Genomic DNA, 13901 nt, shown 5'->3' with positions numbered 1-13901 from the left:
TGGTAGTGCCATAGCAGCCATTGTTAGTTAGCGTAACAACAGGAGAAAAAGAACTTCTCAATTAGATCGTTATGCCCAAAAAACAGGATCTAAACTTGGGAAACTTAGTGATCAGGATAAACTTACTGCTACCGAATTAAATCGGCTGGGCCAAAAAATTAAAGCTGAAAACAACAAAAAGCGGCAAAGAGTTATCGCCCTTACCGCTGTAATTATGATTATTGTTACTTCTATCTTCTGGTATTTTATGTTTTAACCTTCAAGCATCTTTGATATTCAAAAATTTCGGTATTAAAATTCTAATATCTAGAAGCGAAGCAATCTAACATCTAATTTTAATATCTACGGTACTTAGAAGTTTCTTCAAAGACATGTTCTAAAATTGCTTCATCTTCCTTGGTAAATTCCATTTTACGGCGTTCTAAAACAAGGCGGGCTACTTCAAAAACCTTTTTGGTCTGGTAGGTTGTCATTCCCGAACTTCCACCCCAACTAAAACTTGGTACAAAATTTCGTGGATATCCCGTTCCAAAGATATTACAACTTACTCCAACCACTGTACCGGTATTAAACATCGAATTGATTCCGCATTTACTATGATCGCCCATCATCAACCCACAAAATTGAAGTCCGGTTTTTGCAAAACCCTCCGTCTCGTAATCCCAAAGGCGAACTTCAGCATAATTATTTTTAAGATTTGAATTATTGGTATCTGCTCCCAGATTACACCATTCTCCAAGTACCGAATTTCCTAAATATCCTTCATGGCCTTTATTGGAGTTTTGGAATAATACTGAATTATTGATCTCGCCTCCTGCTCTACTGCCGGGGCCTATGGTTGTTGCTCCATATATTTTAGCGCCCATTTTAACGACTGCTTCTTCACCAATCGCTATAGGGCCACGAAAAAAACAACCTTCCATCACTAAAGCATCTTTTCCTATATAAATCGGGCCGGTACTCGCATTTAAAGAGCAATTTTCAACTACAGCTCCTTCTTCAATAAAAATGTTCTCTGGATTTTTTACAAAGTTCGAAGAGTTTATAGGTTCAGATTCACGATCTTCCGTAATTAATTTAAAATCAAAATTAATGGCAAAATCGTTTTTTGAAAAGATATCCCAGGTATGCGCTAGCTTAAGCACTTCGCCTGCAATTTCTAATTGCTTAAATACTTCAAAATCTACCTCCTGATCTTCTTCGGCATAGAAAGCAACGATATCTTCTCCATCAAAGATTGCTTCATTCTTTTTTAAATTCATCACCTGATCGATCAATGCCGAAGAAGGAAAATAGGCGGCATTAATCATAATATTTTCCTCAAACTCTACCAACGGCCACTTTTCACTTAAATAATCCTCGGTAATTGTAGAAGTCGTATTGCCTAAAATATATTCCCAGCGCTCTCGCATGGTCAATATTCCAAACCTAATATCGGCTACCGGACGGGTAAATGTAAAAGGGAGTAACTGGTTTCTTACCGAACCATCAAAAAGTATATAATTCATTTCCGCACAAAATTTTTATAAAGTTAAAGGGAATTGGATAAGTTTAAAGAAAATGAAGTTAAAATCAATTTAAAAAATATACAAACAAAAAAAAGGCTGCAAAAAGCAGCCTTTATATATTATAATCTAAAATCCAGAAGAATTATTTCTTCTTCTTGAATTTAGCATATTTGTTCTTGAATTTATCAATTCTACCAGCACTATCCACAAGCTTAGTCTGCCCGGTATAGTATGGATGAGAAGTTCTGGAGATCTCCAATTTGATCAATGGATATTCAGTACCTTCTACTTCAATAGTTTCTCTTGTCTTTGCGGTAGATTTTGTAATGAATACATCGTCGTTAGACATATCTTTAAATGCTACCAATCTATAATTTTCCGGATGGATTCCTTGCTTCATCGCTTTGATCTTTTAATTTTCAGGCTGCAAATTTAAACATTTTATTGATTAATCCAATAACAATTAAAAATATTTTTTTATTTATCCGCTATGTAACGTTTTACTATATTTGCTTACTAACCGATAAACAACAAAATTAATCAAAAAAATGGAAAACTCTACTTCAGTTAAATCGGTTGCGTCACCTTTCGGTATTTATTTAGGAATTATACTCTCACTAATTACTATTTTAGCCTATACATTTAATTTAAAGCTTTTTACAAGTTGGTACCTTGGTGTCTTTAATTTTATTATCATAATTATATTTCTAATCATTTCAGAAATTAAAACAAGAAAAGCCGTTGCAAATCCGGCCTTCTCCTTTAAAGATGCATTTATCGCTTCTTTTATTCCAATTGCAATTGGATTATTAATAAGTACAATAGTATCTATAATTATCTTTAACTTTGTCGATCCTGAAGCTGCTCAAACAGTTATCGAATTGACTGCTGAAATGAGTAGAAATATGATGGAAAGATTTGGTCTTCCCGAAGCTGAGATAGAAAAAGCTGTTGCAGAAGTACTTGAGAGTAATCAATTTACGCTTCTAAATCAGCTTAAAAGTTATATATTTCAATTAGCATTTTGGGCTGCTATCAGTTTAATTTTAGCGCTGATTTTCAGAAAAAAAGATCCGCAAACAATTTAATAATTAATGCAGATTTCCGTAGTTATACCTCTTCTTAACGAAGAACAATCTTTAGCAGAATTATATCATTGGATCGCAAAAGTTATGCGATCCAATTCCTTTTCTTACGAGATCATTTTTATCGATGATGGGAGTACCGATGGTTCTTGGAACACGATCGCCGCTATTGCCGATAAGGATAAAGCGGTTAAAGGCATAAAATTTAATCGTAATTACGGCAAATCTCAGGCACTACATGCCGGCTTTTTAAAAGCAGAAGGTGATGTGGTAATTACCATGGATGCCGACCTTCAGGACAATCCTGATGAAATCCCCGAATTATACAAAATGATCACCCAGGAACAATATCAATTGGTTTCTGGGTGGAAAAAGAAACGGTACGACTCGGTAATAGCCAAAAACTTACCCTCAAAATTATTTAATGCTGCGGCAAGAAAAACATCAGGATTAAAATTGCACGATTTTAACTGTGGTTTAAAAGCCTATACCAAAGCCGTGGTAAAGAATATAGATGTGTATGGAGAAATGCACCGTTATATCCCGGTTTTGGCAAAAAACGCCGGATTTTATAGAATTACCGAAAAAGAGGTTAAACACCAGGCCAGAAAATACGGGAAAACTAAATTTGGACCAGAGCGCTTTATTTTTGGTTTTCTGGATTTATTGACCATCTGGTTTTTATCTAAATTTGGGCGAAGACCCATGCATTTATTTGGATCTTTGGGCGTTTTAATGTTTATCATTGGTTTTTTTACGGCGGGATTTGTAGGCTTTTCCAAACTTTTTAAAATGTACCATAACGAGCCTAATATTTTAGTCGCGCTAAATCCATGGTTCTACATTGCACTCACTGTGATGATTATAGGCTCTCAACTTTTTCTTGCAGGATTTGTTGGAGAATTAATCTTACGAAGTAAACGGGATAAAGAACGTTATCTTATTACTAAAACTACAGAGAATTATTAAGTTTAAATATAGAAAATAGTATTTTTGAATTCTATTTTGTGTGAACTACTAAACTAAAACCAAAATTATGTCACAACCTAAACCTGAAATTTTAGCGAAGGCCCAATCATGGCTTACCGATGTTTTTGATGAAGAAACTAAAAAAGAAATCAACAATCTTATAGAAAATGATCCGTCTGAACTAGAAGATAGTTTCTATAAAAATGCGGCTTTCGGTACAGGTGGAATGCGCGGAGTGATGGGTGTGGGCACCAACCGAATCAACAAATATACCTTGGGTAAAAATACACAGGGACTTTCGAACTTCCTAAAAAGAGAATTTTCAGGAGAAACTTTAAAAGTTGCAATTGCTTATGATTGCAGAAACAACAGTAAAGAACTGGCACAGGTGGTTGCTGATGTATTTTCAGCTAATGATATTGAAGTATTTTTATTTTCAGACTTACGACCTACTCCAGAACTTTCTTTTGCGGTAAAAGATCTTGATTGTCACTGCGGAATTGTTTTAACCGCCAGCCACAACCCACCAGAGTACAATGGTTACAAAGTATACTGGCAGGACGGTGGCCAGTTAGTACCACCACAAGACAAAGCTTTGGTTGAAGAAATTAACGGATTAGAGTATGAAGCAATTAATTTTGACGCGAATACCGATCTAATTCATAAAATAGATAAAGAGGTTGATGAAAAATTTATCAACGCCTCAGTAAAGAACGGAAGCTTTGACACTTCAGCAGAAGCAAAAGCCAATTTAGGTATTGTTTTCACTTCTTTACACGGTACTTCAATAACCATGGTTCCGCCGGTATTAGAAAAAGCCGGATTTACCAATGTAACGATCGTTGAAGAGCAACGCGAACCAGATGGTAATTTCCCTACGGTAAAATCTCCAAATCCTGAAGAACCGGAAGCTCTAAAAATGGCCCTTGATATTGCCGAAGAAAAAGGTGCCGATATCGTGATAGGTACAGATCCTGATTGTGATCGATTAGGAATTGCGGTTAGAAACAGTGAAAACAAATTAGAGCTTTTAAACGGAAACCAAACCATGGTGGTAATGACCTGGTTCCTTTTAGAGCAATGGAAGAAAGCCGATAAAATAGATGGAAACGAGTTTATCGCTTCTACCATCGTCTCTACACCAATGCTTAAAAACCTTTCTGAAGCATACGGAGTTGAATATAAAGAGGTGCTAACCGGATTTAAATGGATCGCTAAACTAATCAAAGATCATCCAGAACTAGATTTTATAGGTGGTGGTGAAGAAAGCTTTGGTTATATGGTGGGCGACTTTGTTCGCGATAAAGATGCCGTAACCTCTACCCTGTTGGCTTGTGAAATTTCAGCATTCTTAAAAGCTCAGGGAAGTTCTTTCTACGAAAAACTATTAGAACTTTATACCACTTACGGTTTATATAAAGAAGAATTGATTTCTTTGGTTAAAAAAGGAATTGAAGGGGAACAGGAAATTAAGCAAATGCTTATCGACCTTAGAGAGAAGCCATGGGAAACCATAGATGGTGAAAAAGTGGTGCTCGTTGAAGATTATCAATCTTCTATCGCTAAAAACCAAAATGACCATACGAAAACAGAAATTACCATTCCAAAATCTAATGTACTTATTTACTATACTGAAGACGGAACAAAGATCGCAGCTCGCCCAAGTGGAACTGAGCCTAAGATCAAATTCTACTTCAGTGTAAATACTTCTTTAGATAGCGTGAGTGATTTTGAAGAAAAGAATAAAGAGTTAAAAGAGAAAATCAGCCGGATCAAAGCTGAACTGCAATTAGGTTAAGGCCTTAGTTATTATATGAGTTACTTAAAAAAAGTTCTTCAATTTGCAAAGCCCTACAAACGCTACGCAATATTGAATATTATTAGCAATGTTTTTTATGCCCTTTTTAGCACCTTATCATTCCTGGCATTTATACCAATGCTACAGGTGCTATTTCAGGTAAATAAACCTATTACTACACAACCAGTGTGGAATGGAGAATGGAGAAGCCTAAAAGATTTTGCTGAGCAGTACGCGAACTTTTTTTTAAATCAACGGATAGAAGAATATGGGCAGATCTCTGCCCTTATTACTATCTGTATTGTAATAATTATCCTGTTTTTTGTAAAAAACCTGTTTAATTATCTGGCAATGTATTTTATCGCTACTTTAAGAAACGGAATGCTTAAAGATATACGCGATAAGATATATGATAAAATTGTAGAATTACCCGTTTCCTACTTTTCTGAAAAACGTAAAGGAGATATCATCTCAAGAATTACCAGCGATGTACAGGAAATTCAATCTTCATTTCTTAGTATGTTAGAAATGTTCGTAAAAGAACCTTTAACATTACTATTTACTCTAGTAGGAATGTTAGCCTTAAGCTGGAAACTTACCATATTTGTACTTATTTTCTTACCGATTTCTGGTTTAATCATTTCTTCTATCGGAAAAAAACTGAAAGCGAAATCGACTATTGCGCAGCAGGAAAATGCCTACTTTTTATCGGTTGTTGAAGAAACCCTGTCGAGTTTAAAAATTATTAAAGGTTTTAATGCAGAAGGCAAGTTTAGAGACAAATTTCAGGCAAGCACCGGCAGGTTAAACCGTACATTAAATACATTATTACACCGTCAAAACCTGGCTTCTCCTATGAGTGAGTTTTTAGGAGTTTTAGTCATTACAATTGTGCTTTGGTTTGGCGGAAACATGGTTCTGATAGACAATACCATGGATGCGGCTACTTTTATAGGTTTTCTGGTATTAACCTATAACATTCTTACACCGGCAAAAGCAATTTCAAAAGCAACTTATAGCGTACAACGAGGAAATGCCAGTTCAGAGCGTATTTTAGAGATCATCGAAACAGAAACTACTTTAAAAGATGCACCTAATGCTATTAATAAAGTAAGTTTCGACACCAAAATTGAAGTTGAAAATATCGATTTTAAATATGAAAAAGAGCGAGTACTAAAGAACTTTAGTATGAGTGTTCCTAAAGGACAAACTATAGCCCTTGTAGGACAATCTGGTAGTGGAAAATCGACTATCGCCAATCTAATTACCCGTTTTTACGACGTTAACCAGGGACATATCAAAATTGACGGTACCGATATTCGTGAAATTTCCAAGCAATCCTTGCGAAACTTAATGGGATTGGTTACTCAGGATTCTATTCTATTTAACGACAGCATTCGCAATAATATAGCCTTAGGAAAAGATGATGCTACCGAAGAAGAAATTATCGCAGCATTAAAAATTGCCAATGCCTGGGAATTTATTTCGCAAATGCCAGAAGGCTTAGATGCCAATATTGGTGATTCCGGAAACAAATTAAGTGGTGGGCAAAAACAACGTCTTTCGATTGCCAGAGCGGTACTTAAAAACCCGCCGATCATGATTCTGGACGAAGCAACCTCTGCTTTAGATACAGAAAGTGAAAAATTAGTACAGCAAGCCTTAGAAAATATGATGCGTAATCGAACGTCCATAGTGATTGCGCACCGATTAAGCACTATTCAGAATGCTGATAATATTATCGTTATGCAGCGTGGGGAAATTGTAGAACAGGGAAAACATGAAGAACTGCTCGCCAAAAGAGGAACGTACCAAAAGCTTGTAGAAATGCAATCTTTCGCTTAAGCCGCAATTTCTAAATTAGTTATATAAAGTAATGAGCACAGTAGTACGTTCGTTGCTTTTTATGATTTTAAGTAAAATGCCTTAGGGGCAGATCCATGTTATTTATTAATTTTTTTCTTTTTGAGGCATCCCCAATAGCTCTTGAGACCGCAAAACTTAATCTCGATTATTGCTGAAGAGAACTTCACTGTTTCTCCAAACCACTCAGTATTAACCTATAAGCTTAAGTCAAAAAATAATTGAGCATAATAATAGGTTTCGGGCTTAATTCTACCAGCGGATACGATGCGACAAGCATGGCTACGCATTAAATTTATAACACAATAATTACTCAGCTTTAAAGTTTTCTATATTTTAGCCGAACCATCTTAAAGGGATAGTTAATCTAAATTTTTTCCCTTGGAAAAAACCGAAAATTTACTTGTACAACAGTTAAAGGATAGTAAAACTTCACAGCAGGCCTTTAGAGAACTTGTATCTTTATACAAGGAACGCTTGTATTGGCATATACGAAATATTGTAAAAAATCATGACGATGCCCACGATATTTTACAGAATACGTTCATAAAAATTTTCAGAAACATAGATCAGTTCAAAGGAGACAGCAAATTATTTTCCTGGATGTATAGAATCGCCACCAACGAATCGATCACTTTTCTGAATAAAAAGACGAAGCGTTTACAAATTTCCTCAGACGAGCTTCAGGATTCCATCATCAATAATCTTGAAAGTGATGTTTATTTTGAAGGAACCGAGATTCAGTTAAAACTTCAAAAAGCCATTGCCAGCTTACCTAGAAAGCAACAACAGGTTTTTAATATGAAGTATTTTGAAGAATTAAAGTATCGGGAAATTGCAGATATTTTAGAAACCAGTGAAGGTGCATTAAAAGCATCTTATCATATTGCTGTAAAAAAAATTGAAGAATTTTTAAAAACAAATTAAACCTTTCTAGTTTATACAAGTCAAATAATCATAATGAAGGAAGAGAAAATACCATATCATGGCGCCTCTGGCTTTAAAGTGCCTTCCGGATATTTCGATAATCTGGAGGATCATTTATGTGATAAGGTTTTTAATGAAGAAAAGCAGTTAGATAAAATAGCAGTACCCACAAAGGCCGGATTTAAAGTTCCTGAAGCTTATTTTGATCATCTTGAAGATGTTCTGGTTGAAAAAATAGCACATAAACAACCCCGATTAATCAAAATAAACTTTAGAAAAACTTTCTATTATGCTGCAGCTGTTGCCGCTATTTTTGTGGGATTATATACCACTGTTTTTACCTTGGGTAACGAACAATCTGCTAGTTGGGATGATGTAGAACTTTCTGCTATAGAACAGTATATTGATGACGGATATATTGATCTTTCTGATACAGAATTTTCTAATATGATCATCGAAGACGGTTACATTGTAGAAGAATCAGATTTCGCAACAATGAGTAGTGAAGCGGTTTTTGAGTATCTGGATGAGAATGTTGAAGATCCCTCTTTTATTTTAGAATAATTGCTATGAAAAAGATTGTAATACTATTAGTGTTGATTTTAGGCTTCTCGGAAGCTCATGCACAGGACGATAAGGAAAGAGAGCGCATAAAATCTTTAAAAACGGCTTTTATAACCCAGGAACTTAACCTTGATAATAAAGTAGCTCAAAAATTTTGGCCTATTTATGATAAATACGAACAAAAACGCCGCGAACTTTATCGTAGGGAACATAGGGATATAAACGATGTAGAATGTATTTCTGAAAGTAAAGCAGATGATCTTTTAAAGGAATTCGTAGAAATCGAAAAAGAAGATTACGAACTTAAAAAGCAATATTTTGCCGACTTGAAGAGTATTTTGTCTTCAAAAGACATTATTAAACTCCATCAGCTAGAAGAAGACTTTCACAGAAAATTGATAAGAGAATACCGCGCCCGGCAACACAAAGAGCGCGAAAAAAATAATGAAGAAAAATAAATTAAGAACCATTGTGATTCATCTCAGCATGGGATCAAAAATATATAAGGTTTAGTTTTTTGGTTAGTTAGTAGTAAGAATTCCGGTTGACATTTAATTGTCCTCCGGAATTCTTTTTATATAAACTATTTACAGTTCAGGCTAAATTACTTAAAATGTAATTTTGCAATTCTTTTAGAGCCTGCTGCATAAGCAGTAGAATCATTTAAAAATCTTAATGTAAAAAATCCTTCTTCACTCAGTTTTTCCCAGGTTTCACCAGCATCTTTCGTATAGGAAATTCCGGTAAAGCCTACCGCCACGATCTCTTCGCCATTTCCATTAGGAACATAACGCACGCTACTCTTATAATTAGGCTCCTGCCCATCAGCTATCAGTTTCCATGATTTACCGGCATCTGTTGTGATGGCTTTATTTCCTGTATTACCATCAGGCTCTTCGTAGTTACCTCCTATGATGATTCCGTTCTTAGCATCATAAAAATCCATGCTATAACCTCCCAATGTAGGCTTTCCCTGCAATAAGGGTGTATCTACAACTTCCCAGGTTTCTCCTTTATTAGCTGAGTGGAATACTCTGGACTTCATTCCCCCACTTAATATCCATACCTGGTCACCTTCAATAGCGATATTCGAATTACTGGCGGCAAAAGCCGCTTCCCCTTCAGTCGCTTTTGGTAATTTTGAGCAGTCGATTTTATTCCAGCTGTTTCCGCCGTCTCTGGTAATAATAATAGACAAACAATCTTCGGTTGGATCTCCCATAGCGATGCCTTCCTGATCATTCCAAAAGGCAAGGGCATCATAAAAAACTTTTTCGTCTTCTTCTTTATAAACCAATTTCATTTTTCCATCATCACCTGTTTTATACAATAATGCGGGATTACCCACACTTAGCATAAAAAAATCGTTTGCTGTACTTCCTACCGCTCTAAATTCTGGAGTGATACTATCAAATTTTTGCTGTGATAATTTCCATTTTTGGTTAGCCGAATTATATAAGCCATATGTACCAAAATTGGCTGCAAAGGCCAGATTGTTTCCAATAACTTCAATAGCTCTTATGCTTAAAGAATCGTTTTCTAAAATAGGCTCGATGTCTACCTGTTCAAAAGTTTGATGCGTAGAAACTTTTGGTACTTCCGTAGTGGTCTTATCGTTCGATTTCGTATCATTTTTACAGGCCGCAAAAGCCAGTAAGGCTATGATCCAGACTTTTTTCATTTCAATGGTTTTCATGGATTTCCTTCAAATATAAATGTTTCAGCGATAAAAAAGATTACCTTTGTGCCCTTAAATTTTAGCAATGCGTTTACACAGAAATTTAGTTTTTGCAACAGTTGATGCCCTTTTAGAAATTTTTAATGAGGGGCAATATGCCGATAAAGTAATCGAGAAAACCCTAAAACGAGATAAACGTTGGGGTGCTCGCGATCGCAGTTTTATTGCTGAAACCACCTATGATATTGTTAGATGGAAGCGATTATACGCCGAAATTGCTGAAGTAAAAGAACCTTTTTCAAGAGAAAATGCCTTTAGATTGTTTGCTGTTTGGGCCACATTAAGGGGTATTGCTTTACCCGATTGGAAACAAATTGAAGAAACCCCAACTCGGCGAATTAAAGGCCGTTTTGATGCACTTAGTAAAATCAGAAAGTTTAGGGAATCAATCCCGGATTGGTTAGACGAACTTGGTGTAGCAGAACTTGGTGAAGACATCTGGGAAAAAGAAATTGGTGCCTTAAACAAACAGGCTCCGGTTATTATTCGTGTAAATACGCTTAAAACCGATATCCAAACGCTACAACAAAAACTAAAGGATGAAGGTTTTGAAACCATAAATCTTAAGGATTATCCTTACGCATTACAACTGGTAGAACGTGCTAATATTTTTAAAACAGAAAGTTTTCAAAATGGATTATTTGAAGTTCAGGATGCGTCTTCGCAGCTTGTAGCCGATTTTCTTGATGTTAAGCCTGGTGATCGAGTGGTGGATACCTGCGCTGGGGCTGGTGGCAAATCCTTACACCTTGCCGCTTTAATGGAAAATAAAGGACAGGTAATCGCTTTAGATATCTACGGAAATAAATTAAAAGAACTAAAACGTCGTGCCAAACGTGCCGGTGCCCACAACATCGAAACTCGTGTAATCGATAATAACAAGGTCATAAAAAAATTACACGGTAAAGCCGATAAAGTTTTGATTGATGCACCTTGTAGCGGATTGGGAGTTTTAAGCCGTAATCCAGATGCAAAATGGAAGTTGGAACCAGAATTCTTAGACCGAATTCGAAAAACACAACAGGAAATTATACGGCAGTATTCCAAAATCGTCAAAAAAGGAGGTAAAATGGTTTATGCTACCTGTTCTGTCTTACCTTCCGAAAATCAATTGCAGGTAAAAGACTTTTTAGCTTCAGAAGAAGGAAAAGATTTTAAATTAATTGAAGATCGCAAAATCCTATCTTCAGAAACTGGTTATGACGGATTTTATATGGCATTGCTGGAAAAATCGGATTCAAAAACATCGGAACAAGTCTAAAAGGTAACAACTAAATAACTTATACAAGCTTGAGGATCCTGATAGCTTGATAGTTGTTACAGGATTAGGAGTAAACATGAAATTATTTAATAAACTAATCATCCCCTACCCTGGTAGACATTTCGACAAGGCCAAATTCGCTTTGTAAGGAAAGCATATTCTACCGAAATGTCTTTACCAGAGAAATTGGTAGGGATGGACAAAAAAGTGTAGCTTTACAATTTTTAATGCCTTGTGGCAGTCCTTTTTATTCCCAAATAAAATCCTAAAACACCATAACGGTCTTGGTGAAAATTTTTGAAGCCAGGTTATATTCACGTTTCTTAATCCTCTTTTCTATCCTTGCCCGTTTCATTGCTTACTTTCATTACAGGCTATTATAACTAAACCTGCAAAATCAATATCTACACCACTTTTAAGAGCACCTCCTGAATCCAAAAAACACAATTATAGTATGATCTGTTTTCAAAATATCACTCGGTGATTTTTGTTTCCTCATGCTCAGCATAGGTATTAATGAACTCACGATGAAGAATCCAGCCAAAAAAAACAAGAAGAATAAAAATCACTATTCGGATTTTTAGATTAAAAGACCGTATTTCTTTTTCCAGCTGTTTTTGCTGCTTGTCCAGTTGCGCTATTTTCCTGTCAACGTCTCTCACCCGGTTTGTTGTAGCTCTTTTTTTCGTATGGCTTCAAGTTCTAAGCGCTCATTTTTCTTTTTAATAGCAGCAGCCCAGAAAAGATTTTCAATTTGCTTGTGTTCCTTTTTGCCGGTATAAACCAGGGAGAAAAAAGGCCGGGAATATGGCATCCCATTTTCTTTGGTTATTCCTTCAGCTTTTGCCAGACCCATCACATAGGCAATATGGCCACGCTTTCCCAACTCTTCTTCTAATAGTTTTCTATGCTTGTTTGTAATCATGCTTATCTATTATGTATAAGTTATGGCTTTTATCTTACATTTGTAACACAGTGGTAACATAAGAATATTGCAATTTACAAACTATTTTACTTACTGGCAACTATTTTACCTAAAAAATAAGTGTTTTGAAAACTATTCACCGAATTAAAGCCTTTATAGACTATATGGACATTAGTCTGAACAGCTTCGATAAAAGTATCGGGAGGCCGGCTGGATATATTGGAAAGCAAATAAGAAGCGAAGCTTCTATAGGTTCTGATATTCTAGAGACTATACTACGTACCTATACAAATTTAAGTCCGCAATGGTTGATATTTGAAGAAGGTGAAATGTTAAGGGATGCAAATAGTAATGAACAATTCATTTCTCAAGAACCTAAAAAACATTACGGTGAGGAGGATTATTTTGAAAGCCTGCTCTTAGAATATCTGGAAAAAAAGACGGTCAAAGAAAAAATACTAAAACTGGTCAACGATAAAAAAAAGTAGGACAAGCAATACTTTAAACCGGATATCTTAAATCATTCCTCTTAAAAAGTTATAGATAAAAAATAACCACCTAAAGAAAAGCTTATATCGTAATTATGAAAACTAATTTAGTTACAAATTAGTTTTCTAATTATAGGTTACATAAATACATCTCGTGTCTCTAGCAAACTTCGCAATTTTCCTCACAGGTTCTAAAACAAATTCTTTTTAAAAAATTTAATCTCTAAATATCGAATTTTATCAGCATTTTTGTGCGTATCTATTAACTCGTAGTACTTAACCTATTTTATAATTTAAAATGAAAACTTTTTATTTTGTTCTATTAAGCCTTTTTTTAATTTCCTGCGGAAATGACGATGAACCACAAATTAAAGATTACCGGGAGATCAATGATCAGGAAATTCAAAACTATTTAGAAGCCAATAATATAGAGGCACAAAAATCGGAGTCCGGTTTATATTATATTATTGAGGAAGAAGGTACGGGCGCTCAGCCTACAGCCAAAAGTAGAGTAACCGTAGCCTATAAAGGATATTTTTTAAACGGTAATGTTTTTGATCGAAGTAATGCTTCGGGCGCTACCTTTGGTTTACAACAAGTCATCCCGGGATGGACAGAAGGAATACCTTATTTTAAAGAAGGGGGCAGTGGCCAACTGTTTATTCCTTCTCATCTTGCTTATGGTTCTTACAATTACAACGGCATCCCCGGAGGATCGGTTTTAATTTTTGATATCGAACTGCTGGATGTAGCCAATTAGTTACGGTCTAAACCA

14 protein-coding genes are annotated in these 13901 nt (G+C 35.5%); 10 read left to right on the top strand and 4 right to left on the bottom strand.

Annotated elements, in window-relative coordinates:
• Positions 1 to 335: 335 nt before the first annotated feature.
• Both AC13DP_RS12400 and AC13DP_RS12395 read right to left on the bottom strand, forming a co-directional pair.
• Positions 336 to 1508: a GlmU family protein gene (locus AC13DP_RS12400; RefSeq protein ID WP_273299570.1), complete on the bottom strand. Its 1173-nt coding sequence runs from the start codon at positions 1506 to 1508 to the stop codon at positions 336 to 338.
• A 142-nt stretch (positions 1509 to 1650) separates the two neighbouring features.
• A complete protein-coding gene (locus tag AC13DP_RS12395) occupies positions 1651 to 1908 on the bottom strand; it encodes a type B 50S ribosomal protein L31 (RefSeq protein ID WP_013071461.1) in 258 nt (85 codons plus the stop codon).
• A 148-nt stretch (positions 1909 to 2056) separates the two neighbouring features.
• Between AC13DP_RS12395 and AC13DP_RS12390 the strand changes: the two genes are divergently transcribed.
• The 7 genes from AC13DP_RS12390 to AC13DP_RS12360 all read left to right on the top strand — a co-directional run bounded on the left by AC13DP_RS12390 (position 2057) and on the right by AC13DP_RS12360 (position 9172).
• Positions 2057 to 2596 (top strand): DUF4199 domain-containing protein, encoded by a 540-nt coding sequence (locus AC13DP_RS12390; RefSeq protein WP_272957520.1) that lies wholly within the window; start codon positions 2057 to 2059, stop codon positions 2594 to 2596.
• Between the two features lie 6 nt (positions 2597 to 2602).
• Positions 2603 to 3562, top strand: a complete 960-nt coding sequence (locus AC13DP_RS12385; protein WP_272957521.1) for a glycosyltransferase family 2 protein — start codon at positions 2603 to 2605, stop codon at positions 3560 to 3562.
• A gap of 67 nt (positions 3563 to 3629) precedes the next feature.
• Complete coding sequence (locus AC13DP_RS12380; RefSeq protein WP_272957522.1) at positions 3630 to 5360, top strand: phospho-sugar mutase; 1731 nt, start codon at positions 3630 to 3632, stop codon at positions 5358 to 5360.
• Between the two features lie 15 nt (positions 5361 to 5375).
• Complete coding sequence (locus AC13DP_RS12375; protein ID WP_273299573.1) at positions 5376 to 7205, top strand: ABC transporter ATP-binding protein; 1830 nt, start codon at positions 5376 to 5378, stop codon at positions 7203 to 7205.
• A 399-nt stretch (positions 7206 to 7604) separates the two neighbouring features.
• Entirely contained in the window at positions 7605 to 8150 is a 546-nt protein-coding gene (locus AC13DP_RS12370) for an RNA polymerase sigma factor (protein WP_013071456.1), read from the top strand.
• A 33-nt stretch (positions 8151 to 8183) separates the two neighbouring features.
• Positions 8184 to 8714: a hypothetical protein gene (locus AC13DP_RS12365; protein ID WP_272957591.1), complete on the top strand. Its 531-nt coding sequence runs from the start codon at positions 8184 to 8186 to the stop codon at positions 8712 to 8714.
• A gap of 5 nt (positions 8715 to 8719) precedes the next feature.
• Positions 8720 to 9172 carry a hypothetical protein gene (locus AC13DP_RS12360; RefSeq protein ID WP_272957592.1) on the top strand — a complete coding sequence of 151 codons (453 nt, stop codon included), beginning with the start codon at positions 8720 to 8722 and terminating at the stop codon, positions 9170 to 9172.
• A 146-nt stretch (positions 9173 to 9318) separates the two neighbouring features.
• Here AC13DP_RS12360 and AC13DP_RS12355 read toward each other — a convergent pair whose 3' ends face one another.
• The gene (locus AC13DP_RS12355; RefSeq protein WP_272959599.1) at positions 9319 to 10395 is read right to left on the bottom strand and encodes a WD40/YVTN/BNR-like repeat-containing protein; all 1077 of its coding nucleotides are present in this window, start codon (positions 10393 to 10395) and stop codon (positions 9319 to 9321) included.
• An 82-nt stretch (positions 10396 to 10477) separates the two neighbouring features.
• Between AC13DP_RS12355 and AC13DP_RS12350 the strand changes: the two genes are divergently transcribed.
• On the top strand, positions 10478 to 11713 hold the full coding sequence (locus AC13DP_RS12350; protein WP_272957594.1) for an RsmB/NOP family class I SAM-dependent RNA methyltransferase: 1236 nt from the start codon (positions 10478 to 10480) through the stop codon (positions 11711 to 11713).
• Between the two features lie 658 nt (positions 11714 to 12371).
• Here the strand turns inward: AC13DP_RS12350 and AC13DP_RS12345 are convergent.
• Positions 12372 to 12638: a hypothetical protein gene (locus AC13DP_RS12345; protein ID WP_272957595.1), complete on the bottom strand. Its 267-nt coding sequence runs from the start codon at positions 12636 to 12638 to the stop codon at positions 12372 to 12374.
• A 125-nt stretch (positions 12639 to 12763) separates the two neighbouring features.
• On the opposite strand from AC13DP_RS12345, the gene AC13DP_RS12340 reads away from it, so the two are divergent.
• Complete coding sequence (locus tag AC13DP_RS12340) at positions 12764 to 13126, top strand: hypothetical protein (protein ID WP_228251127.1); 363 nt, start codon at positions 12764 to 12766, stop codon at positions 13124 to 13126.
• 298 nt (positions 13127 to 13424) lie between these two features.
• On the top strand, positions 13425 to 13886 hold the full coding sequence (locus tag AC13DP_RS12335) for an FKBP-type peptidyl-prolyl cis-trans isomerase (protein WP_228251126.1): 462 nt from the start codon (positions 13425 to 13427) through the stop codon (positions 13884 to 13886).
• Positions 13887 to 13901: the final 15 nt, after the last annotated feature.

The organism is Zunongwangia sp. L-65 (genome assembly GCF_056859415.1).
The sequence above is the reverse complement of the archived record's forward strand: the minus strand, read 5'-3'. Positions and strand labels throughout refer to the sequence as shown.